Origin of the sequence: Photobacterium sp. GJ3, assembly GCF_018199995.1 — a bacterium.
Classification (GTDB): domain Bacteria; phylum Pseudomonadota; class Gammaproteobacteria; order Enterobacterales; family Vibrionaceae; genus Photobacterium.
Genome location: NZ_CP073579.1, coordinates 531,174 through 555,397 on the forward strand (window position 1 = coordinate 531,174; position 24,224 = coordinate 555,397).

Annotated in this window: 19 protein-coding genes; 5 read left to right on the top strand and 14 right to left on the bottom strand. The window is 48.2% G+C overall.

From position 1 onward, the window contains the following. Positions 1 to 86: 86 nt before the first annotated feature. From KDD30_RS19245 to KDD30_RS19255, 3 genes are read right to left on the bottom strand one after another with little or no spacing between them, the layout of a single operon-like run. Positions 87 to 1,379 (bottom strand): Imm49 family immunity protein, encoded by a 1,293-nt coding sequence (locus tag KDD30_RS19245; protein ID WP_211651593.1) that lies wholly within the window; start codon positions 1,377 to 1,379, stop codon positions 87 to 89. A gap of 9 nt (positions 1,380 to 1,388) precedes the next feature. After that, complete coding sequence (locus tag KDD30_RS19250; RefSeq protein ID WP_211651594.1) at positions 1,389 to 5,372, bottom strand: DUF637 domain-containing protein; 3,984 nt, start codon at positions 5,370 to 5,372, stop codon at positions 1,389 to 1,391. Between the two features lie 18 nt (positions 5,373 to 5,390). Then, positions 5,391 to 7,667, bottom strand: a complete 2,277-nt coding sequence (locus KDD30_RS19255) for a hypothetical protein (protein ID WP_211651595.1) — start codon at positions 7,665 to 7,667, stop codon at positions 5,391 to 5,393. Positions 7,668 to 8,265: 598 nt separating this feature from the next. Here KDD30_RS19255 and KDD30_RS19260 point away from each other — a divergent pair. Together KDD30_RS19260 and KDD30_RS19265 are read left to right on the top strand one after the other, a co-directional pair. Further along, positions 8,266 to 8,568: a hypothetical protein gene (locus tag KDD30_RS19260; protein WP_211651596.1), complete on the top strand. Its 303-nt coding sequence runs from the start codon at positions 8,266 to 8,268 to the stop codon at positions 8,566 to 8,568. Between the two features lie 255 nt (positions 8,569 to 8,823). Next, on the top strand, positions 8,824 to 9,663 hold the full coding sequence (locus KDD30_RS19265) for an isopenicillin N synthase family oxygenase (RefSeq protein ID WP_211651597.1): 840 nt from the start codon (positions 8,824 to 8,826) through the stop codon (positions 9,661 to 9,663). A gap of 128 nt (positions 9,664 to 9,791) precedes the next feature. Here KDD30_RS19265 and torD read toward each other — a convergent pair whose 3' ends face one another. From torD to torC, 3 genes are all read right to left on the bottom strand, one after another. After that, entirely contained in the window at positions 9,792 to 10,517 is a 726-nt protein-coding gene (gene torD, locus KDD30_RS19270) for a molecular chaperone TorD (protein ID WP_211651598.1), read from the bottom strand. Positions 10,518 to 10,586: 69 nt separating this feature from the next. After that, entirely contained in the window at positions 10,587 to 13,115 is a 2,529-nt protein-coding gene (gene torA, locus KDD30_RS19275; protein ID WP_211651599.1) for a trimethylamine-N-oxide reductase TorA, read from the bottom strand. A gap of 63 nt (positions 13,116 to 13,178) precedes the next feature. Continuing rightward, positions 13,179 to 14,345, bottom strand: a complete 1,167-nt coding sequence (gene torC / locus KDD30_RS19280) for a pentaheme c-type cytochrome TorC (RefSeq protein ID WP_211651600.1) — start codon at positions 14,343 to 14,345, stop codon at positions 13,179 to 13,181. 190 nt (positions 14,346 to 14,535) lie between these two features. Here torC and torR point away from each other — a divergent pair, with 190 nt between their 5' ends. Then, positions 14,536 to 15,252 carry a two-component system response regulator TorR gene (gene torR / locus KDD30_RS19285; RefSeq protein WP_211651601.1) on the top strand — a complete coding sequence of 239 codons (717 nt, stop codon included), beginning with the start codon at positions 14,536 to 14,538 and terminating at the stop codon, positions 15,250 to 15,252. A gap of 165 nt (positions 15,253 to 15,417) precedes the next feature. Here the strand turns inward: torR and KDD30_RS19290 are convergent, their stop codons facing one another. The 4 genes from KDD30_RS19290 to KDD30_RS19305 form a co-directional block, all read right to left on the bottom strand. Beyond that, positions 15,418 to 16,044, bottom strand: coding sequence for a hypothetical protein (locus KDD30_RS19290; RefSeq protein WP_211651602.1), 627 nt, complete (start codon positions 16,042 to 16,044; stop codon positions 15,418 to 15,420). Between the two features lie 231 nt (positions 16,045 to 16,275). Beyond that, positions 16,276 to 16,932, bottom strand: coding sequence for a protein-methionine-sulfoxide reductase heme-binding subunit MsrQ (gene msrQ, locus KDD30_RS19295; protein ID WP_305800654.1), 657 nt, complete (start codon positions 16,930 to 16,932; stop codon positions 16,276 to 16,278). Beyond that, the gene (gene msrP / locus KDD30_RS19300; protein WP_211651603.1) at positions 16,932 to 17,942 is read right to left on the bottom strand and encodes a protein-methionine-sulfoxide reductase catalytic subunit MsrP; all 1,011 of its coding nucleotides are present in this window, start codon (positions 17,940 to 17,942) and stop codon (positions 16,932 to 16,934) included. Before msrP ends, msrQ begins: the two co-directional genes overlap by 1 nt. A gap of 120 nt (positions 17,943 to 18,062) precedes the next feature. Continuing rightward, positions 18,063 to 18,740, bottom strand: a complete 678-nt coding sequence (locus KDD30_RS19305) for a cupin domain-containing protein (protein ID WP_211651604.1) — start codon at positions 18,738 to 18,740, stop codon at positions 18,063 to 18,065. Between the two features lie 219 nt (positions 18,741 to 18,959). Here KDD30_RS19305 and KDD30_RS19310 point away from each other — a divergent pair, with 219 nt between their 5' ends. Both KDD30_RS19310 and KDD30_RS19315 read left to right on the top strand, forming a co-directional pair. Continuing rightward, on the top strand, positions 18,960 to 20,084 hold the full coding sequence (locus KDD30_RS19310) for a fatty acid desaturase (RefSeq protein ID WP_211651605.1): 1,125 nt from the start codon (positions 18,960 to 18,962) through the stop codon (positions 20,082 to 20,084). A gap of 294 nt (positions 20,085 to 20,378) precedes the next feature. After that, positions 20,379 to 21,332, top strand: a complete 954-nt coding sequence (locus KDD30_RS19315; RefSeq protein ID WP_371826127.1) for a L,D-transpeptidase family protein — start codon at positions 20,379 to 20,381, stop codon at positions 21,330 to 21,332. Positions 21,333 to 21,474: 142 nt separating this feature from the next. Here the strand turns inward: KDD30_RS19315 and KDD30_RS19320 are convergent, their stop codons facing one another. The 4 genes from KDD30_RS19320 to KDD30_RS19335 all read right to left on the bottom strand — a co-directional run bounded on the left by KDD30_RS19320 (position 21,475) and on the right by KDD30_RS19335 (position 24,028). After that, complete coding sequence (locus tag KDD30_RS19320; RefSeq protein ID WP_027251090.1) at positions 21,475 to 21,738, bottom strand: Lpp/OprI family alanine-zipper lipoprotein; 264 nt, start codon at positions 21,736 to 21,738, stop codon at positions 21,475 to 21,477. A 224-nt stretch (positions 21,739 to 21,962) separates the two neighbouring features. Further along, positions 21,963 to 22,556 (bottom strand): SCO family protein, encoded by a 594-nt coding sequence (locus KDD30_RS19325; protein ID WP_211651606.1) that lies wholly within the window; start codon positions 22,554 to 22,556, stop codon positions 21,963 to 21,965. Beyond that, entirely contained in the window at positions 22,553 to 23,014 is a 462-nt protein-coding gene (locus KDD30_RS19330; protein ID WP_211651607.1) for a hypothetical protein, read from the bottom strand. The genes KDD30_RS19325 and KDD30_RS19330 overlap by 4 nt, the downstream gene beginning before the upstream one ends. 102 nt (positions 23,015 to 23,116) lie before the next feature. Then, entirely contained in the window at positions 23,117 to 24,028 is a 912-nt protein-coding gene (locus KDD30_RS19335; protein WP_211651608.1) for a DUF368 domain-containing protein, read from the bottom strand. Positions 24,029 to 24,224 lie beyond the last annotated feature (196 nt).

Consider the following 24,224-nt stretch of genomic DNA (forward strand, 5'->3'; position numbering starts at 1 on the left):
ATCACGGGATAACGACAGCAGCCTTGATGGCCGCCAAAAAAAAGAATCCGGGCCTGATACAGGCCCGGTTGTTTCGGCGGGGTTAGTTAGTCGTGAAATGAGACTTCAGTCAGAGGTGCGGAGAGCTGCGTGGCTGCAAAGTCCGCCCAGCGATGTTTCATTTGACTTAACCATTGTTCAGGGGCGGCAATGGCGACAGGTTGGATAGAAAAAACCACCAGTTTTCCAGGCTCATCCCCTTCGATATCACAGACTACTGCGCCGCTGACAGATTTGGCGAGCTCCCTCTCTTCCACTTCGTCACCCAAGCGGAACAAATGGGGCATATCGGGTTGCTGTTTTATCCAACGCAGCGTGTTCAGCCAGATCGGGTGCCAGTCTTCAACGGGGTCCTTTGTTGTTAATGACAATGTGATATTTTTCTCCTCAAAGGGTGGGCGAGGGGATATTTCAGGAAAAGCTTCTTCATAGGAAGGAAACTCGCCTTTCACAAGCCACAAGGGCATATAACCACTTTCTATGTCGGGTTCCAGACCATAATTATCATAGGCATAAGCCGCCAAGCCTGTAATACACAAAGCAATGTAGCCTTTGCTATCGAAGTCTGCATTCTCAAATTCGTATTGCCTTTGTGCAATTTCGGTATAGTACTTTTTATGGCATTCCAGCGCGAAGCGTAACTTTTCCGGATATTTGGTCGCCCGGTCATTCCTGTGAATCGCTATCAGTAATTCCGCCAAAGGCAGATATAGATAGTGAAACATATCCTGTGCGGCACTGCCGCCAATATATTCTGGTGCGGAGTAGGTCACCATGTCCCGGATGCGTTCATGAATATCGGTATCCTCGGTGATCCAGAAGGCCCGGAACAGGCGGAAGAGCACCCGGCGCACATCGTTATGATCGCCCGTTGCCTCCGGATCACTGACATCCCAAATGTCGATATCTGACGCTTCAATGTCCAGCAGCATCCGTCCTTGCTGGAATGGATCACGGAGAATGAAAGTGACGGCGAATGCATCCAGCCATTCTGAAGTTGAAATCAGACGCTTTCCTTCATAGGGCCAGAACACGGGTAAGTCTTGAAACCAGCCGTGATAACCACGCTCTTTTTGGGTATAAGGGCCTAGATTGATCGCCAGAATCTGTGCGCAATCGTATAGCGGACGAATAACTTCCTGACGTTCCTTGCCAAGCAGGAGCGCATGAGCAAAATGAGCGAAAAACATGCCCGTGCTTGGTATGCCCCTTATGGTGCCTTTATGAAGCGCTCTGTAAGTGCTCAGGCAAAGCTGCTGCTTATCTTCTAGGAGTTCTTCCACAAAACCACGAGGACGACGCTCTGAGCCAATGATCACGTGACTGTCAATTTTTTCCATATTATCCTCTTAAATTACGTTGTAATCAGTCACAGATACTTTTGTCGGTTTGCCTGTTTGCGTATCTATATGCTGTCTGACAACTTTGTATTCTATTATTGCATTCTTATCATTCAGCAGATTCATGGTCTTTCTATATTCATGTTTTGTTGTTGCATCAAGCGTGGAACCGTTGATGTCATACCATTTTTCCATGGAAGCAACGACACTCTCAAAATACTCTTTCGTTCCCTGTTGTACGCGTTGACCATTCAAGCCTATCCGAGAGCCTAACTGAGAGTCGCCCCCTTTCGCTTCAATGATTACGATTTTACCATCGGGCTGATGCCAGATCTGGTCAAATTGTCCGCGTTTGTCGTTAGAGCCAGGATAGTGAGACATCAGTCGTTTAGCACCATTCTGCGCTTGTGTGGCTTCACCAGCCATTTCACCCATTGCTTCAGAGTAAATTCTCTGTTTTGCGCGATAGTAGTTGACTTTATCGGTATCAAGCCAGGTTTCAGATTCTTGTTTCGCTTTTTGACGCAGTTCAGAAAAGCAGTCAAAGTTGCAGTTATCAATTGACTGTCCGTCTAACCCTCGGGTGGGTTTCGTCAGCCCGTTATAATCCACGCTGACATCGTCCTGCTTTCCGATCGACTTCGCTTTAATATCCACCGATTTGGATGTCGCTGGACGAACCCAGCGACCGTCCGCACCAATTTCCCCAACTTCACGCATTTCAAGCCAGCGATCGAATGTGAGAGAACCGTGAGGATAAGCTTTCTGGTAATTATCGAATTCAGGCAGCTTGTCAGCATGATTGGCATTGTTCGCATCGAAGCCTTTCAATCTGCGCTGCTCTTTCGCGGAAAGGTCACCAGCCATGACTTTTTTGAGATAGTCAATCTCAGAAGCCAGCATGTGATTGCCATGCTTGGATAGACTCTCTGAGGCGATTTCCAGCAGTTCTTCTATCTTCAGTTTCTGCAGAGCATCAGAGATTGTTTCACCAGCTTTGACGAGTTTAAGACCTTTACCAACCGTCATATCAATGCCAGCGTCAATCAATGCTGCGATCAGCACCTCTTTTGCTTTGTCGGTGTCTCCCTGGCGTATCAGATCAACAAAGGCTTCAACATCTTCGGTAAATTCGTAGACGCTATATGCCAGTAATGCTGCATTTACTGCCCAGAACAATGCAGGAATGAAAAATGCGTTGTTTTGTGCGGCATTGCCACTGGTATAGATTGCTTGGTCAACATCACCACCAAAGGCAAAAACAGTAATCCCTGCAGCAAGCTTGGCAATGTCAACGCCAGAGGCTTTCAGTTGCAGTAATTTTTGATATTGACTGTTTTTGTAGGCTTCCAGCGTTTCAGGAGAGACATTCTGTCCTGTTTTAATGAGTGCTAATTGCTCCTTAATGTAGTTCTCTGTTTCTTTCTCAATGGCTTCCAGTTCGGCACGTTTATGCTTGGCAATAAATTCACCAATTACGGCACCACCTGCACCCGAGAAGCAACTCGTTTTAGCGGTATCTGAGTTGCCACCACTAATGGCTGAGTTTGCTCCTGCTAGTGCACATCCAAGTGCAGCATGCGTAATATATTGTGTGGCTGCACCGATGTCTGGGTTCTTCGGTAAACCATCTTTGCCGCGTTCACCTGCAGCAATACCGATCTGCTTCGCCAGTGATTGACCAATTTGCTGAACGGAGGAAGTTGCAACATTCTGCAGGAATGCATCGCCAAACTCAGAAAAACTATGGCCTTGAATTAATGAAGGTACAGCAGCATTGACTGTTGATTGAATCAGGGTGTTTTTGGCTTGATCAAGTAAGCCGATATCTTCCCCTTGGGCCAGCCAGCCAAGTGAATCAATTTCAGAGAGAACACCAGCGGTGACCATGGATGTGGCTAAATTTTTCAGGCTATCTGATGACGTGACATCTTTGAATGTTGCAGAAAGATCACCACCATTTGCCAGCATACTGGCAGTAACCTGGTTCAGGAGTGTTGTTGCTGCTGCATTCACGGCTGAAGCCATGAAACCGGTTCCACCCATCACGGTCAAACCTGCACCACCGGTAGCGGCGGCAATTGCGACGGCCAGAATTGCCATCGCAGCAGGTGTCAGACCACTTTGGTCGTAGTTCCACTCTTCTATGGCAAGTTCAATTTCCTGCCATTGGGTAGCTAGATTCGGATCGTTTCTTAAGTCTTGCAGCCACCGATATTCAGGAGATTTCGCCATATTGGCGATGGTTTCATCAATGTTATCCGGATTACCGGCATACTGGATGTTGATCCCATTGGCTGCATCGAGCATCAAGCCGCCTTTGGCAATAAACTCATTGTAATAGGCGGTTTCGCGATAATGTCCATGGCCTTTAAAGCGGAAGGAGAGAGCGCCTTCATAGGATTCTTCCAAACTGTACTGATCAAGTTGTTTCGCCAGTTCGAGGTTGATTTGTCCGTTCGGTGCGACGAGTTTCGTCACACCAAGACTGGATACCGAAACTGCACGTAAAGTGATATCTCCCATCAGGGTATTGAGAACAACACTGTTACCGCCTTTCAGCACGGAACGAAGAATCTCTGTTTTCTGGTAAGACTCTGAATAGGATTCATCTGAACCAAAAATACCGCCAGTTGATGATTTAAAACTCTTTTCACCCGCCTGAAGATTTTCTGCCGGGATAATTTGAATTCCCATGCCTGCTAGTAATTCCAGGATCCCTTCACTTTCAACAATGGCTCCCTGAGAGATGATTTCATTCTTTGCAACGATGGAGAGGATATCCACTGCAGAAAGCTTGGTTTGCAAATTCACCAGAGACTGACTGGAATCCGTCCATTTCTTACCGGATTGTGCATGTTGCTGGCGGACCTGCTGGGTTAACAATTGAACACTGCCACCGGCATTGATCTGCAGGGTTCCCTGTGAATCAAACTGGCCGCCTTTGCTGATCACATCACCCGCCGTGCTCAGGTTGAGTGAGTTTAAGCCCGTAATTTTGGCGAGATTCCCTGCTAATTCTGAAAAGCCGTATTCATAGTCGTGTCGGAAAACGAGCGTTTCATTTTTAATGGCATTGGCAATCAGTTTGGTGTCCCGGCCTTGAATTGTACCGGAATAGTTTTCAATATTATTGCCTGCCTGTATTTTCAGATTTTCCTGAGCTTTGATATTGCCCTGGTAATTGATGAAATCCTGTTTGGTTTGAATGAACAGATTTCGTCTGGCTAAAACTTCTCCACCATTGACCGTAAAACTTCCTGCATTGATCACACCATTGCCGACGCTGAAGGTGGTTTTATCAATTTTATTGGTCGCAATGGTTGTTTTCGACAGATACACAAAAGGAATGACAACTTTCTTTCCTGTCGGTAATGTTCTGAGCTCAGGCCAGATCACATCGCTGGAAATACTGTCAATTTGTGCGGAGGTCAGATTCTGGCCAAACTTGTAGCCTTTTTCTTGCATCAATGTCAGGGCGTTGTCATACAGCGACTTGATCATGTCATTGTAATTTTCATATTCGCCTTCGCCGACAATATAACTACGATTTAAAAGCTGATTGAGCTGCAGGCGAACGATATCCCGCTCGACATAAGGGGAGCCAATGAATAGGGGCTTTTGGGGAGCGACTGGGATCATGGTGGTAATATCACCCACACCAATCGGCACCCATTTCAGGTCATCAAATTGTTTTGGATGCCTGGAAGCTGCAAGTTGATAAAAGTATCCGAAACCATCGAAAATATCTGCCAGTGGTGACATGAAGACTTCTTCATAGAGATGTTCGGAGACACGGCTGGCTAACTGATAGCGTGCAGATGAATCCAGTGCGGACTGTAACTTAGTGACATCCCGGGTTAGTTGAATATTTGCATAAGCCGGAAATGCCAGCTGCATCGGAATCACCCAGGTTAATACTGATGCCGTTGCTTTTCTCCAGACAGGGGGTTGTTTCATCTGGGGATGGATAGGTTGATTTTGTTTTTTCATTTTGATTGTCATCCCTGATTATTTACCGAAGGTGATATTGCCGGTAATTACTTTACCGTTCGCAACGTGGATGTTGGCCTTATTGATTTCAAAAAGGGCAGGGAATTGTGCTGTTACATCATGCTTGATTAATTGATGGCTTGTCGTCGTCCATCTTTCAGTTTTTCGTTTTAAACACGCTCCAAATACACGTCGTGAGCAGTAACGCTTTTCATGCTGAGTGATCTGTTGTTGAACAATTTTTTCTTTCAAAACTAAACCGAGTGACTTAATTTCTTTGAGGGAGCCATTCATTTTACCCCAAATTTCAAAGTTACTGGCTTCGTTTAGAATCTTGTTTCCATTCAGAATGAGGTTGCCTGCAACCAGCATACGGCCAACAGGAGATAAAGCACTAATATATTGCTCATCAATAATATCGGTTGTGTTCTTAATTTTACTACATTTGCTTTTGATATCTCTGACTTCTTTATGCATCTCCGGATAGTCAATTGGCGCCATTACATCGTCATAACCCATATCAACCATCCATTCCCAGAATCCATTCTCTGTACAAATGTGTGGTAGTGGTTTCTTCACATGTTTGGTATGGGTTTTTGCATGGATGAAGTAGCGCTGATTGTTAATGGATGGAGCGTTGATCGACATATTTCCATTCAGAACTTCAATGACACCGGATCCATTCTTCAATGCATTTTTTGCATGAATAACCATTGCATTTTCTGCTGATATAGAAACAGTGTTAGAATCTGTAATTTGCATGTTTACAGTAGGGTCTTTGTATTCTTTTCTTTGTTTAATGTAAGGATTCGAGTTAATGATTTCAGGTGCACTTAGCGATAAGTTAAAACCAAAAATACTGGCCGATCTCTGCGCTTTACTCCAGTCAGTGAGTAAAGCAGAACCTTTGCAAGTGTTGATGAAATCTTTGATGATTCCTTTCCCGGATCCGATTTCAATCTCGTCTTTCGGATGGTGAACATTGCTGCCAAACTGTGATGAGCTGCGAGGTTTCTGGCAATTCCATGGTTTGAATATGCCATTGATGATTGTATTTTGGCTTGTTAAAGCCACATTACTTCCAACAAATATGCCTTGATGACTGTTTTGAATCGAAGTGATGCCGTTCACATAGAGAGAATCAAGCGCAAAGGCTTCACCGCCAGAATGGACGATCTTGTTGGCTGCAATTTTGATATTTTCCGCATAAATCAATCCGGAGGATGTATATGATTTCTCTGCAGATATTTCTATATTTCCAGCTTTGATACTATATTCTTTATAATGTTCGTTAGGCTGGATTGTGATATTCTCCGATTCCAAATAAACATTAGATTGTGTTTGTAGCGTGTTTTCTCTCATTGAGAAGTGACTAAATGATTTTATATGGATGTTTCCATTTGGAATAATGTGATTGCCACGATAGCTATCTACTAAAGAAATATCGCCACTGGTGTTCACATTTCCTTGGATGTTAATTTTGGTATTTAATCCCGTTGATTGGATAAAAACACTTCCTGAATCAATATTTCCATTGATCTGCAGGGACCGCGGAAGTTGTTTTGCGTTATTAATCGTGACTGACGCCGTGTGGTAATCCATCGATGTCAGCCCCGTAATCATCTGCAGATTCCCTTGCGACGCCATGAATTTACCGCTGTCTGGTGCCACCTCGTATTGGCCCGCTGAGTTTTTGTTGACGCGGGCAAAGGTATTAATGTCGGCATTGATATTCATTCGGTCGGCGAGTAAATCAACGAAGACCGCATCTTGTGTTCTCAATCCGCTACCGATGATATCCAGTGTGCCTTTCTGCGTCCTAACGCTTGTCAGCTTTCCTTGGTTGAATTGTGGCGAACCTGTTGTCAGGACCACACGTTTCGCATTTGTAAATTCACAAGAATCGCAGATCAGTCCGGCAGGGCTGGCAATCACAATATCGCTCGCGGGTCCCAGCACTTCAACGTCGCGAATCGACAAGGGTTTGGTTGAGGTATTGTGAATCACGGTCACTTGTGCTGGCTTGGCTTTGACGCCCCGGTTCAGGATTGGGTTATTGACCAGTAACAGGCGTTTGACGGTTTGACCATCGCTGGCCACCTGAACGTTTGCAGTACCATCCGGGCTGAGTTTCCCCATAAATACAAGCGTTTCGTCTTGATGTGTGTCAGCTTTTTCAGACGTCACAATCTTTGTGTTTTGCGAGGTAAGTGATGCGAAAACGGTATGGGGCAAGAAAAGGGAACAGGTGACCAGCACGACTGCAGGCCACTTTTTGCGCAATTTTATTGTCATGATATTTAGAATAACCTTTAGGGTAATTTCTCTGTGAGTAAAAAGAATTCATAACTGCATGAAAAGCAGTCAGTTCCTCCCTGTGTAAGAAGGTGAGCGATAATACTTCTCACTCCAGTGGTGAGCAAGTTGATTCATGTGCAATCGGAATGATTTTTGCTGGCGCATTGATTCGGGTCATTTTTGGGGAGGGGAGCGGAGCGGACACGAAATAAAGAACTTTCCCTACTTGTCTGACAATTGAGACACGCAATTCATTATTCTCAGGCTTCAATCTTAAGAAGCATGAATATGAAGAAACGATAACAATGCATCATCGTGACGTGTACAGCATCCTGAGGAAATTGTGTCGTGATATTTCCGGAGTGATGTATTGCTAAAGCCAAAGTATTGAGTGAGAACAACATGATATAGCATCTTCCTCACCAAATTGAGTGATGTATTGTTTTTAATACGAGTGGCTCGATGTCTGGTGTTTACGAAAAAAGTATTATTTATCTTACGCTTAGATGAATTTCTGGCTGGGAAGAAATTCCTCGCGCGTTAGAATCTTTGACTACACTATTAGTTGCGAGTCAACTGAGTGGAGGAAAGGAGGATGTTAGCTGAACACCGGCAATACCTGTTACCAGACGGTAACGGAAGTCATTTGGATGTGACAGTCATACCCACTGGCTTTCTTGAAGTTGAAATTATGGAAGAACACGATAAATATCAGGCAGAATTTGATGAGCTGTTATTTTTAGCGAACGGCAAAAAGACTGAGCTTGTTTGCCGTGATCATGCCGGTGGTGAATGTGTACGCTGGCAAGTTAAAATGGCTAGTGAAGATGCCCGGGAGCTGGCCAAATTAATCGAACTTGCTGAAGATGAATTTGAGCTGTTAATGCGTGATCTCTGACGGATTGCCAGCATCAAAATCCATTACAACTAGCCCTGCTTCGGCAGGGTTATTTCTTTGGGGAAAATTGATATGGCGCGCAATCGGTTGGGCAATCGATTGATTGTTGCGTGAGGTCAACACTCTGTTTCTCCAAGGCCCCGCCTTTCGGGTTGTTCATGCTATGGGGACGGTCTAAAATTCCCGTCACAATATACGAAAAACGTATGATTCATAAAAACCTACGCCCCTACCGCCGAGATAAAGAAGTACACCATGAAATTAGAAGCAATTGATTTTACCGCACCCGACGCACAAGAACGTTTCGTTGAATCGCTGCGAGAGACAGGATTTGGCGTTCTGAAAAATCACCCGTTGCAGCAAACCCTGGTCAGTTCGATTTATAACAACTGGCAGGGCTTCTTCGATTCGGAAGCTAAATATGACTTCCGTTTCAATGTCGAAACTCAGGATGGTTTTTTCCCGCCAGACGTTTCTGAGACGGCAAAAGGCCATACGCAAAAAGACATTAAAGAGTTTTTTCACTATTACCCTTGGGGTCAATGTCCTGAAGCGCTGAAAGCGGAGCTGCAAGATTATTATGATCAAGCGAACGCGCTGGCATCGACTTTGCTGGGTTGGGTTGAAAAACACTCGCCAGCGGACGTTTCTGCACTGTACACGCAGTCTCTGTCGAGCATGATTGAGAACAGCGACAGCACACTGCTACGCGTGCTGCATTATCCGCCACTGAAAGGTGAAGAAGAGCTGGGCGCAATTCGCGCTGGCGCACATGAAGACATTAACCTGCTGACTGTTCTGCCAGCGTCGAATGAGCCAGGTTTGCAAGTGAAAGCGAAAAACGGTGAATGGCTGGATGTACCGTGTGAATTCGGGAATCTGATCATCAACATCGGCGATATGCTGCAGGAAGCATCTGGCGGTTATTTCCCGTCGACCACGCACCGCGTGATTAACCCGGAAGGTGCGGATAAGACCAAATCCCGCATCTCTCTGCCGCTGTTCCTGCATCCGAAGCCAGAAGTGGTATTGTCTGATCGCCATACCGCGAAAAGCTACCTGATGGAACGGCTGAAAGAACTGGGCCTGATTTAATCTCACTCCCCATCTGATTTGACCAACGCCAGCCATTCGCGCTGGCGTTTTGACGTGTTGCGCCTGCCTCACGCAATGATTGCGTCCCGCTCAATCTTCTCACTCAGTGATGAACAAATGTCTGATACTTATATCGGATGGCTTTCAGATGAGGTGATGCCTGAGTCAACCGCATGATGATGTGAGCCAGTTGATTCCATGCCACTCTCTGTCCCTTGCAAAAAGTGCTGGTCAGCCAGACAAAAGGCGAGCAGTAACCCGGCAGCAGCCGCGTAAAAACCGAATTTATCCTTTTGGCGGATATCAGCGACAAAGTCTGGCAACCAGTTCAGCAGCATGGTTTGCAGAAAATTGAGTTGGCTGAGCATGTCTTGTTCTGCATCAGTTTCGTTCCCGTGCTGATTGGTCAATAGAATGAGGTTCCCCAGATAATCCAGAATGACGGCAAGATGATCGGCCGGCTCATTGAAATGCTGACGTTGCGCTAAACCACTGTGAGCCAGCCACGCTTCCATATCGCAGGCAGGCTGGCTGTTCATCAGGCCTGAGCCCGGTGTATAGACCGAGGCATAAGGCAACGCGCCGGTTTTCGGAGAACACAGAAATAAACCACAGAAATCAGCGGCCAGTTCAAGTTGTGCATCCTGACGGCGACTCAGGTGTTGCACGGCTGTTTGTAATGCCATGGCTGGCCGGGACAATGCAGGGGTTTGCGTGAGTACCTCAAACAAGGTATTCATTGCAGGGCTTTGGTACAACCCGATATGTTCGGATGTTAATTCCTGTGCGAACAGGGTCGACATCCACCAGTAAAATTCTGCACGTTCTTCGTTAAAGGCGATGAAGTCTTTCATGGTCATCCTTACAGTGATTGAACATGGCAAAGGAAGCACCGAAGTGCATTCCTTTGATGTCAGGTTGGATCAGAGGTCCATTGCTGGAAACAATGGGTTGATATCTGTGACTTCCGATGGTCCGTGAAAACCGGTGACGGCAGGGACAGCGCCGGTATATTTTTCAATATTCACCAGTGCTGATGCCGCCGAGGTTGCCTGCGCCAGCCGGGATGAACCGATGTCCTGCGTGAGCACATTCGGATCGCCATAGCTGCATAAAGTGCCCGGTTTTCCGCCTTCCAGTGGACTGTACCAGGCGCCTTCATGGATCCGGCACACGCCCGGCATAAAGTCGTCGGTGACGACGGCCCCTGCCAAAACCTGCCCGCGATCATTAAAGACCCGGACAATATCCCCGTTGCGAATGCCGCGGCTTTTTGCATCCTGTGTGTTGAGATACACAGGTTCCCGGTCTGCAACGGCATAGGTCGCGCGATGCTCTGTCGAGGAGCAGAGCTGCGAGTGCAGCCGGTGTTTGGGATGTGTGCTTTGCAGGTTGAGCGGGTAGGCTTGTGAGCCGGGTCCTCCATGGCTGCGTTCATTTTTTTCAAACCACATGGGATGCCCCTGACAGTCGTCATAACCCATGTCAGCAATCGTCTTACAGTAAATCTCGATGAGGCCGGATGCGGTGCCCAGGGGTTCGAGATCAGGTTCTTTCCGAAAAGATTCATGGCGTACCCAGGGCTGGCCGCCCGAAAATTCGACAAAGCCTGTTTCGTCCCAGAACTTTTTAAAGTTGGGTAAACGTACACCAAGACCGCGGCCCTGCAATCGGGCACCATTGTAGATGTGTTCAATCCAGTCCATTTGAGATTTGCCTCCAGTGAAGGCTTCTTCCCGATCAAAACGGCGGCAGAGTTCACGGAAAATTTCGAAGTCATCCTTCGCTTCAAACATGGGGTCAACCACCTTTGGCAGGGCAAGAATCCCGGCATTGGAGTGGTTGCCATATTGTTCAATATCATCCCGCTCATGTGTGGTTGTGGCAGGCAGCACAATATCCGCAAAGCGGCAGGTCGCGGTCCACTGATGATCCACGCAAATCACGGTTTCCAGCTTTTGCCAGGCGTTGATCATTTTGTTGCGATCCTGATGGTGATGAAACGGATTATTGCCGCAGAAAATGGCCATTTTCATCAGCGGATAAGTGATGTCGTGACCATTCCACTGGATGGTCTTCCCCGGATTTTCGATGCAATCGACAAAACGGGCCACCGGGATGTACGGTGAGTATCCCCGATATGAACCGTTATGAATGGGGTCGACTCCCGTGACACCGCTGAACCCGGACATGAGCGGTCCAGTGGAGGTCATCGCCCCGGCATCGTTGTAATGCCAGCCGAAGCCGAACCCACCTCCGGGCAGGCCAATCTGGCCGAGCATCGCAGCAACGACAACCAGCATCCACGCATACTGTTCGCCATGCTGCATGCGTTGCAGACACCAGCCTCCGATGATTTGAGTTCTGCCTGCAGCCATCTGACGGGCCAGTTTGCGGATCTCATCGGCGGGCACGCCACAAAGTTGCGCCGCCCATTCAGGCGATTTCGCAATACCGTCGCTTTCGCCCAGTAAATACGGCAGAAATTTATCAAAGCCAGTGGTGTAATCGGCGATGAAATCTTTGTTATAGCGCTGCTCCGTATACAGCGTGTGGGCGATGGCCAGCATAAGGGGCACATCGGTTTGCGGGTTCACTTTGATCTGGGTGCCACCGACCATTTTTTGTGTTTCGGAAACTACGGGGTCAATGTAAATCACCTCGATTTCACCGCTTCTGACTTTTTCTGCCAGCTGCTCATAATAAGCATAAGGGCTGTGATCCGGCACAAGCCAGCCAACCTGAAGGTTTTTCACCGGATCGGATCCCCAGATCACAATGGTTTTGGCATGTTCAAGCACCAGTGGCCAGGACGTTTGCTGCTCATAGACTTCCATTGCGCCAGCCACGTAGGGCAACACCACCTGCGCCGCACCGGTAGAATAGTCTCCGGCTTTCGACAGGTAGGTGCCATGCAGTCCAATAGCCCGCATCATCATGGTGCCTGCCGAATGCAATTTTCCGACGGACTGCCAGCCTGTATGGCCAGCATACAGAGCGCTCGGACCATATTCGTTCTGAACCCGCTCAAGCTCATGGTAGAAAAAGTCCAGCGCCTGAGACCAGGGTACCCGGACGAAACGGTTATCACCGCGCTGGCTGGTATCCGAGCGAAAGCCATGTTTCAGCCAGTCCAGCCGGACCATGGGATATTTCACCCGGGCCGGGTTATAAACCACTTCGCGTACGGCCTGGATCATATCTGTCGGATGTTTGTCTTTTTCGAACGGCACCGTTTCAACCCAGATGCCGTTCACGACTTTGGCGCGAAATGCGCCCCAGTGGGAACCGGAAAGGACGTGACGATCCATGATGGGTTTCATTTCTGAGGCGGCCAGTGCGTTTCGGGGGGCCAGCAAACTGCCGCCAATCACCGACGCGGCTGTCGTTGCAATCATTCCTGCCAGAAAGCGGCGGCGGCTCACGCCTTGATTCATTGTCTCAGTCGACATGTATTCTTCCTTCATTCAGTAGCTGAAGTGAGGGAGAGTCTGGCTCTCCCGTCAATTCTGGAGTCAGTGGCTGTTCGCGCCGCCTGTGTCTTTTCCGTGGTTTTGCAGGTATTTGAGTAACGTCCGCTCTTCGGTTTTACTCAGGCGATAGTAGGCACTCATCGCGTTCAGACCGGAAATCCAGCCATTGGCCGTGAAATGAGCCGGGTCGGGTGCGGCATGGCAGGCATTACAGGTTGCGTCATACATGGTATTGGCGTAATTCCAGACCGGCTGAAGACTGTCCAGCATGTTGTCAGCCGTGATCCAGGCTTCAACAGTCACCTGCTGCCAGACGATCTCTGTCGTCGGGTCGGTCTTTTCTTCGATCAGGGTTTGTGTGGCTTTGATATCGTCCCGTATCGTGGCTTTGAAAACACGTTTCCCCATGTATTCTGTCAGAACACGTCCTTTCCCGGATTTTTCCAGCCAGCCATCAATGCGAATTCTGAGCATGTCGTTTCGGCGTTCCAGCACGGTGACTTCTGATGCTGGCAGTAACTGACCCTCAGCTTTGCTTTGTGGATCGGCACTCGCATAAAGAGATTTCTCGCTGAGAGAATACAGCGTGTCTGCTGCTGCGCCCTGAGATTGGGCCGTTTGCTGCAGGTGCTGGAAGTCTTTCTGGAATCCGCCTGCCATGTTTGGCAGTTCATGGGCAATGCCTTTATGGCAGGCAATACAGTTCATCTGTTCTGCGGCAGCTTGCTGCATTTCAAATGCAGCTTTAGCGGATTGTTTGCTGTGATCCATATTCTCGTAGGCATGGCAGCTTTTGCAGGTCTTTGAGTTCTGGCTCTCCATGCGATCCCAGACTTTCTGCGCCATCTCTAACCGGTGATCTTCGAACTTTTCCGGGGTATCTATTTTTCCCGTGATGAAGTGGTGATAGAGATCTTTGGCTGCTTCCAGTTTTCGCAGCACTTTCCCGGGGAAATCTTTGGGCTGATGGCAGTCCGTACACACGGCCTGGACACCCGAGGCATTTTTGAAGTGTACCGTTTGACGGTATTCCTCATAGTTCTGCTGCATGGTGTGGCACGACGTGCAGAACTCAAGCGATGAGGTCATTTCGAATCCTTTGTGAACCACAAAGGTGCCAGCGAGACAGAGACCGATGCCAATCAGGAGTAAAGTAAGCATTGAGTATTTTGTGCTCGGTCTGGTGAATTGATGCCAGATGTGTTTCATAGTGACTACCCGTAAAAGAATAAATCCGCATCTAAATCAATAATGCAGGTGATTTTCCCGGGTAAGCTTACTGAGTGTTTATGAATAAGGTTATTACTAGCGGTGAACAGGGAATGTGGATTTGTGAAAGATGATGAACAGGAAGAATAACGCATCACACGAAATTTGTTCGTAATCTTGTGAGGTTGTAATGAATCAGCATATTCTCATAGTCGAAGATGAAATCGTGACCCGGTCTCAGATGGCGGCATATTTTAAAAGTGAAGGGTATCGTGTCAGCGAGGCGGAAAGCGGCACCGAGATGCAGGAAATACTCGAAAAAGAGCGTGTTGATCTGGTGCTGCTGGATATTAACTTGCCCGGTGATGATGGTTTGATTCTGACCCGGAGGCTGCGCGGCCAGTCAAATGTCGGCATCATTCTGGTAACTGGCCGTAACGATAACATTGATCGGATTGTCGGGCTGGAAATGGGGGCGGATGACTATGTGACGAAGCCATATCAGCTGAGAGAACTTCAGGTCCGGGTGAAGAATCTGTTATGGCGTATCTCATTGATGCATCAGGCAATCAGGCCTGAAGAAGCTGTGAAGGATCATCGAGGGTTGTTCCGGTTTGACGGATGGACGCTGGATACGCACAGACGTTTGCTGACCTGTGGCGATCAACCGGTCAAGCTTACGAAAGCGGAGTATGAACTGATGGTTTCATTTTCATCAAATCCAAATACGGTACTGACCCGTGAGCGACTGCTGAATATGCTCAGTCACCGGGTCGACGCACCCAATGATCGGGTTATCGATGTATTAATTCGGCGTATGCGTTCGAAAATGGAAAAAGACCCCAAAAACCCGCAACTTTTTATTACCGTCCATGGCGAAGGGTATTTATTTGCCGCGAGCGAATAGGGCCATGAAGGAGTGCTGAAATGATTTGTTACATTGAAGGGTTGGCGCAATGGCTAACTGGCGAATGAATCAGATCATGGATTGACTGAGGTCAATTTCCATCGAGCGGTATAGCTCACATGAAAATAGATCATGCCGGGGCTGCGCCGGGATAAAGAAAAACAATTAAAAGGCGGAAAAATAGGCCGTCATGACGGCATAGCGATGTAAGGTTTGCTGGCTGTTCAGCCGCTTTAAGGGGTGGTGCAAACTTGGTTTTCCATCTAGCAGACCAAATTGAAGCTGGAGCTGATCGCACAGTGATAACTCGCAGGGAAGCAATTTGATGCCGTCCTGTAAATAGCCCTGAATGTTGTCTGGCATTTGCCCAAGCCACCAGGACGGCAGCTGTTTACTGGCCTTGCTGCGATCAAACCAGTGATCGGTCAGCAGCAGTAACTGGTTGTTTTCATCCCGGTTCAGTTGTTTCAGGGTGAGATCGACGGCCTGAAGCAACGCATTTCTTCTTGCACGGTTCGCACTCTGTAACCGGTGCGCGATGATCCAGAGCGTAACGTCCGGGGTCCGGATACAGAAAACAGGCGGCATCAGAACATCTTCAGTTTGGAGCTGCTCAAGGTTTGCCGTCACACCGGATTTTTCAAGGGTCGCCAGAATCCGACGGCACATCAGCCGACCTAAGTGGCGATCACGCATCCCCCGGTTATGGACCGTTGGATAGTGTTGTGAGCAAAGCTGTAAGCAGTCTGATTGAAATTCTTCAATACTGGCGCTGATAAAATCGCTGAACAAAGACGTTGAACCTCAAACTGAGTTGAATTGAAGCCTTTTCATATGTTGGTTAATCATATTGCCAGAAAGGATGGCAGAAAAGTGTTATGTGCCTGAATAACCTGAAGCTGTATCAAATTTATGCGCTCGCGCTGTATCGCTACGGGCGAGAAACTTCGGTTAGGCAACAGAGAACACGGGTTCAGCGGAGTCTAACAAAGACGTCCGCTGATTGGCAGATGTGAAAGGGAATTAACTTTGGCTGGATATCTGACGGAAGGATTTAGGCATCCAGCGAAGCAGGGTTTTCTTGCGGAAGCTTAGTAAAATCAGTGCGCCGAGCAGATACAGTGCCGGTTCAGTGACGCCGGATTTGACGGACCAGAAATAATGCACGGGGGCGAGCAACACGGCCAGATAAACCCAGTTGTGTAACTGCTGCCAGCGTTTACCCAGCTTGCGCTGTATCTTTTGCGTGGAAGTCACAGCCAGTACACACAAAATCAACCAGCATACCGCACCCACAGTCAGATAAGGCCGCTCGGCAATTTCGCTGGCCAGTAATGCCCAGTCCAGATTTAGATCCAGCAGGATATAAACCAGTAAGTGCAGCACAGCCCAGAAAAAGCTGTAAAGGCCGAGAACACGGCGGACTTTGACCAAGCACCCTTGTTTCCACCATTTTGCAATGGGGGACACCATGAGCGTGATGAACAGCGTGTTCAGAGCTGCTTTTCCGGTAAAGTGGCTGAGTCCCTGAACGGGATCGGCACCGAACTGACCTTGCAGCGTCTGCAGCACCAGCAAGGCAACATAAAATAACGACACCGCATGAATCACGGTTTTGAGCGCCGTGATATGGCTGGGAGTCAGACGAATTTTTCTCAGTCGCTCAACGGGGGAGACCATTAATAGAACTTCCTTAAATCCATATCTTTGTAAAGACTGGCCACTTCGTTGGCGTACCCGTTGAACAGCTGAGTTGGCTGACGACGGCTGCTGAAGAGATTGCCTTCACCGATGAAACGCTCGCTGGCCTGACTCCAGCGCGGATGATCCACACTTGGATTGACATTGGCATAAAAACCGTATTCCTGAGGCGCGAGCCGGTTCCAGGTCGTTGGTGGTTGTTTGTCTGTCAGGGTAATTTTGACAATAGATTTGATGCTTTTGAAGCCATATTTCCAGGGCACAACCAGTCGCAAAGGTGCACCGTTTTGTGGCGCCAGTGTTTTACCATACAGGCCGACTGCAATCAGCGTCAGCGGGTTCATTGCTTCGTCCAGACGTAATCCTTCGACATAGGGATAATCTATGCCGCCCCCGATACGACGGGATGCCTGTCCCGGCATGCGTTCGGGATCATACAGCGTCTGAAATGCAACATACTGAGCGCTGCTGTTTGGTTGTGCCTGCCGAAGCAGAGCTGCGAGCGGGAATCCGATCCAGGGAATATTCATCGACCAGGCTTCCACGCAACGTAACCGGTAGATTCGCTCTTCAATCGGGTAGCGTTTGAAAATGTCTTCGTAATTGAGCTTGAAGGGGCGGGAAACCATACCGCCAATCTCAACGCTCCACGGGTCGGTGACAAAATTGGCTGCATTGCGGGCCGGATCAGATTTGTCGGTACCGAACTCATAGAAATTATTGTATTGCAGCACTTTATCTTCCGGGGTTAAAGATAAATCCGGATGAAATTGTGCTGATTCACGGGCATTCAGAACACGACGACGATCGGGTGTTTTCTCATCACTTTTTAATACATCAAACAGCCCCGCCTGTGCCTGTGAAGCGAGAGGAAGTGCGGCCAGCGTGATCCCTAATTTTTTAAGAATATCCCGCCGTTGCTGGTAAACAGATTCGGGGGTGACTTCACTTTCCTTGATGACCCAGGATGGCTTGGATTGAATACGCATGGGAATCCCTTGTAAGAAAAACGGAAAAATGGCCTGTGCCATAAAAGACCCGAATTGCATCAAATAATTTCATGGGATTTGAGCATTCACGCAAGTGTTGTCAATCTTCCGTGATCAGTCTCAGAAATGACCTGTTTTGATCAACAGCAGGCATCCTTCCTGTGTGAAAGGGTGGTGGTAGCTTCCCGGTGGGGTTCTGAGCCAGAATCCTTGCCTGTAGGTTCCCCACTCATCCTGAAAACTACCAGCCAGAATATAAATTTCAAGCCCGCCTTCATAGACCTGTTTAGGCAAGCTTGCCCCAGCTTTCCATTGAACCAGCAGAGTTCTGTCTGCTCCGAAACCGTGGAGTGGCAGCACTGACTGGCCCTCGTTATGGCCGGGTTGCCAGCGGGCATTGTGGGTATCAATTCGGAGTGTTTCCAGATCGCCTTCTGCGAACATATTCAGTTTGACATAGAGCACACAGCCGTTCTGACTGGCCGGGGCATGTTGAGTCTGAGCCGGGTTTCGCAGATAGGTACCCGCAGGATACCGGCCAAATTCATCTTCAAAAACGCCACTGACCACGAAAATCTCTTCACCATTGGGGTGAAAATGCGCCGAGAAAGAGGTTTCTGGTTCATACCGGACAATACTGGTGACCTGGCCGGACTCTTCTGCTTCACGCTCCAGTGGGATTCGCCACACCCCAGAGGCAGGAGAAGGGGTCCAGTTTTCGGCAAGGGTGTTGATGACCACACGCTGATCTCTGTCCATATTGATGGGTTTGAAAGAGGCGTCTGATCGCGGTTTCATGGTGTCGACTCCGAACGAATGTGTTTTTCACACTAACTAGTGTAGCCAAGCTTCCCGAGTTTGGATTTCAACATGGCAGATTCTTCCAGGCGCGTGATTTCGTTCATAGAAGGCGCTGAAGCTGTGAAGCGACACATCAAATCACACACTTTTACGATTGACCTCAGAAGAATGCTTGGTATTCTAGCGAACACTTGTACGCCGAATACAGAGGTTCACATGTCCGAAACCAAACCGCCGATTATCTGGCTCAATGTAATGATTTTCACCCTGACTTTTCTGGTTGCAGCCATCGGTGCGCCTGTCTATGCCTATCTTGTCGGATTTGACTGGCAGCAAGGCTTGATGCTGCTGGCCGCATTTACCTACTGTGGCATGTCGATCACAGCGGGTTACCACAGGCTCTGGTCCCATAAAGCCTACGAAGCCAATGCCGTGGTCCGCTTTATTTTTGCAATCGGTGGTGCTTTTGCGTTGCAAAATAGTATTCTGCACTGGTCGTCTGATCACCGGATTCACCATCGACATGTTGACAATAATGATGTTGACCCTTATTCGGCTAAACGTGGTTTTTTCTACAGTCATATTGGCTGGATGCTGCGTGAGTATCAGTCACATCGCTACACGGATTACTCCAATTGTCGTGATCTTCAGAAAGATAAAATCGTGATGTGGCAGCACAAGTACTACGTGCCTCTGGCGATCGTCACAAACTTTGGCATCCCGCTGTTATTTGGCTTATGGCACGGCGACGTGTGGGGCGCACTGTTGCTGGTGGGCGTGGTTCGATTGGTGCTGAGTCATCATACAACCTTCTTTATTAACTCGCTGGCCCATATCTGGGGGGAACAACCATACACGGACAAGAATACGGCCCGTGACAATGGCTTTCTGGCGTTCCTGACTTTTGGTGAGGGGTACCATAATTATCATCATATCTTCGAGAATGATTACCGGAACGGGATTCGCTGGTGGCAGTTTGATCCAACGAAATGGCTGATTCGCACTTGCGCCTGGCTCGGTCTGGCAAGCAACCTGCGAACCTGCCCGGAAGATAAAATTGAAAAGGCGAAGGCAACCATGATGCTCAAACGGATTCAAAACCGATTGAATCAGGGCCCGGATCAGTCGGCCATGCTGCATCGTGTTGAGGCTGAATATGAGGTTCTGATTCAGAAGATTTCTGAATACTATGCGACGAAGAAGCAGATGCTGGAAGCCCGGAAGAAAGAGTTGCGTGAGCAGTACGAAAACCTGGAGTTTGTTCAGCATTATCAGGAAGTCAAAGCGAAGCTTGAACAACAGCGCCGCTCCTGGAAGCTCCTGACATCGCAATACGCTTAATTCATCCATTTTAATGTCAATAAAAGCGGGCAGTGCTCGCTTTTTTTGTCATTCTTTTCTGATAATTCTTAAAATATTCCTATCAAACGCCACTTTTTTGACGTACATCTGACCTTTGCTGCCCCGGACAAAAGTAAACTGAGATTAAATTCAGGGGAGCTCTGAGAGGTGATCATTCTCTCATTCTGTGTCATAACTAAGAATGTAGATGTCACTTCCTGAGTCAAAATCAAAATTTGCCATAATCATAAGTGGTCTGTAAACGCATCGTTTGTGAGAGTCCACTTTGTTCAGATGGTTCTGGCAGTTGAACCAACACATCGTATTGGAGGCGCTTCCGTGTATCGTACATTACTTTGTACTTTGATTGGCTTAGCCTCAATGAGCGCAAACGCTATTGAGTACCGTATTCCTGCTGACGGCGGAAAGCTCGTTGGTGCGGTGGAGTATTATCAGGTTCCGGAGAACGAGAAAGAAAGTATCGCAGACATTGCCAACCACTTTGATGTCGGTTTTCTGGCTGTAATGGAAGCGAACAAAGGTGTGGACCCGTTCCTGCCTGAACCGGGCACCATGCTGACGATTCCGACCCAATTGATTCTGCCGGATGTCCCGCATGAAGGGATTGTGATCAATCTGGCTGAATTGCGTTTGTATTATTTTCCACCGGGTAAAGACTCTGTTTATGTGTTCCCGATTGGTATCGGGCGGATTGGCCGTGAAACACCGGTGATGACGACATCCATCAGTCAGAAGATTGAAAACCCGACCTGGACACCCACGGCGAACATTCGCCGCGAGTATCGTGAAGATCGGGGAATTGAATTACCTGCAGTGGTTCCGGCCGGTCCGGATAACCCGCTGGGTGAATATGCGATGCGTCTGGCACATAGCCGCGGAGAATATCTGATTCACGGCACCAACAAAGATTTCGGGATTGGCATGCGAGTCAGCTCAGGTTGTATTCGCATGAATCCATGGGATATTGAGTGGCTGTTCCCGCAGATTCCAAAGGGGACGAAAGTCAGAGTGATTAATCAGCCTGTGAAAGAAACGCGTGAGCCAGATGGCAGCCTGTATGTGGAAGTGCATCAACCGTTGTCAAAATCTGAATCGGAAGCGGGTTCAGTGAAAGTGGTGAAGGCTTCACGTTCACTTGTGAGTGCTGTAGAAAGTAACCATCAGGCCGTGACGAAGTTGTCTCAGGCGCTGGAGTCGCAGGAAGGGCTCCCAATCGCACTGGATTAATCAGCAAGCATCTTTTCAGCTTGATACATGAAACAGGCCGCATTTGCGGCCTGTTTGCTTGATGGGGGTCGGTCAGTGATTCCGAAACGACAGACAAAAAAAAGAGTGGTGCAGAAGCACCACTCTTTTTGTCGGTTTGCTATTACTTACGATACGAGCTAGCCATGTTGTCAATACGCTGGTTAGCGCGCATTGCTTCCTGGTAAGCAGCATCAGCAGATGCACGAGCGTCATTCACGGCGCCTGCCATCTGATCTTGCTGACTTTGCAGAGCACCTACTTGGTCAGAAAGCATGTCTACTTTGTTGGTGAGTTGTTGCATTTGGTCTACTTCATCTGAGCTAGAACAGCCAATCAAAGTTGCGCTCAGAATGATACCAGTAAGGATAGATAATGAACGGTTCATTTTTCTTTCTTCTCCTTTGTTTTGCCACTACAGACCGAGTGTAAAATTTTTCAGTCGGCAGAGTTAGTATGGCATATGTTATTCAAATTGCTCATCCAAGAAGCTTTTTTCCAAAAAAAAATTCTCTCAAAGACGAGAAAGAGCCCGTGGGCAACAGAGAGAATGCGACTTTAACGAATTTTAGTCAATGGTCGCTATGTGAATGATATGTCAAATCTTATTGTTCAATTCTCAAATAAGAGACGCTCGTTTTTGGTGATGGCGTCTACCAGAATGTTCGGGTTCAAGGTATGCGGGACTTTTTCCAGCAAGGTGCCGTCTGGCTTTAATAGGTAAAAGTAGGAACTATGGTCGATGGAATATTCAAGCGCTGAATCTTCCTGAGTCGATTTCATATAAAGGACGCCATACTTTTTGGCCAGTAATTGTGTCTGCGCCTGAGTTCCCGTCATCCCGGTAATCTCCGGATGGAAATATTGCGCGTATTGTGCGCTTTTTTCCGGTGTATCTCTTTCCGGGTCCAGTGTAATAAATACGGGCCAGACTTTACTGAGCTCATCTTGAGAGACGGCTTTTAATGCGGCGCCTAAAATTGCCAGCGAGGTGGGGCAGACATCCGGACAATGGGTGAAACCAAAGTAAACAACACGAAGGCGCTCATCGCTGGTGTTGAAGAGGTTGATGGTTTCTGAGCCGCTTTCAAGTTGTCCGCTGGTTTGCTCAGCTTCAGCTACACGGGTTTCGTGACTGTCTACAAAGTAACGGGTGGCAAAGCCGGCGATCAGCGCGACGGCCAGGATTATCCATTGGAATTTCACTGTGTCATCCTCAGGGAAACGTAAAGCGGTGGATGGGAACCGGAAACGGGTGTAATGCGCCCTTGCCATGTCATGGAATCTTCCGTACAGAAAGGGAGCATGAGTTCACCAGAAAAACTGCGATCCGGCTGTCTTATTAATTTCAGTTGATACTGCCCCATCATCATTTCATGGCCTTCAAGGCTCAGGAGCAGCGTGTCTGCCTCTTCAGGGAGTGCTGGCCATTGGACGGTCATTTGCGTCGGTTGCAACGGATGAACGACATCGTGACTTAACCGGACGATGGCGTCCTGCTGCTGGCAAACCTCCTGGCTCAAAGTACAGGCGAGGTCGGGCTGAAATTCAGAGGGTTTCTTGATGAGCTCGGGTAACCACTCAATGGCAGCAAAGCCGAGACCAAATGCAAGAACCAGTTTCAGTGGTAAAGCCCACGGTTTAAAACGAAGTGTTTGAGACATGAATCACCTGAGTGCGTATATCAACCGATGTATGGTATCACGCTTTTTTCAGCAGAAGCAGTCAGATAAAACAAAGGCCACACTCGTGGCCTTTGTGATGGGTTACGCGTCGGCGAACTTTTCCAGCCCCCACACGAGCAAAATACCCAGTAACATAGCGAGAATTGCATACACCAGTAAAGCAGGCTGGCCCGTGATGTGTTCAAAACTGAAGGGCGACAGATTCTGTTCCAGCAACGGGACTTGCTCGCCACTGGAATTCGTGCGCCAGGTCAGCGTTTCTTTCCAGGGCCATACCTTATTGAGCGTACCCAGCATCAGCCCTGTCAGAAACGTCAGGGTCAGGTCGCGGTAATGCCTGAGCAGCCAGGACAGCACGTGAGAAAAACACAACAGGCCAATGGCACAGCCTGTCGCAAACAGGCCCAGAGTTCCCAGTTGCAGCGACTTCGCTGCCGCCAGGATGGGGCCATACATCCCCAGAAGCAGCAGAATAAAACTGCCGGAGATGCCTGGCAGAATCATGGCACAGATGGCAATCGAACCGGCCAAAATCACGTTTGTGCTGGTCGGAGCCATGTCGATTGGATGCAACACGGTAATCCCGTAGGCAAAGGCAGCACCGGCAAGGATGCACACAATGCGTGACAGTCCCCAGTGCTGGACTTGTTTGAACATATGCACTGCAGAAATCAGGATCAGGCCGAAAAAGAACGACCAAAGCGGAATCGGATGGGTATGAAGCATCCAGGTGATCACACGTGCCAGCGTGAGGATGCTGGTCAGAATACCCGCTAGCAGAACAATCAGGAACCCGGCATTAATATGATTCAGAACGGCTTTTATTCCTTGCTGACGCCAAAGGGTTATCAGGCTCGGATTGATACGTCGAATGCTTTCAAGCAGGGTGTCGTAAATGCCTGTAATAAAAGCAATTGTGCCACCTGATACACCAGGGACGACATCCGCCGCACCCATCGCTAAACCTTTTAAAAATGTAAATACTTTGCTCATTACAACTCAGGAATCGTTTTTATGAAAGTGGGGGCATTATACCGTTTCAGCGTCAAAACGGTATGCGCACTTTGTTGCCTCTGAGTAAAAGTTTGTGATCGTTTATCTTAGATCTGTCCGCCGATTGGATAAATGATGAAATGTCTCAATATCCGGTCGAAATTTGTCGTCGATTTGCTTAACTCTAAGTATGAGC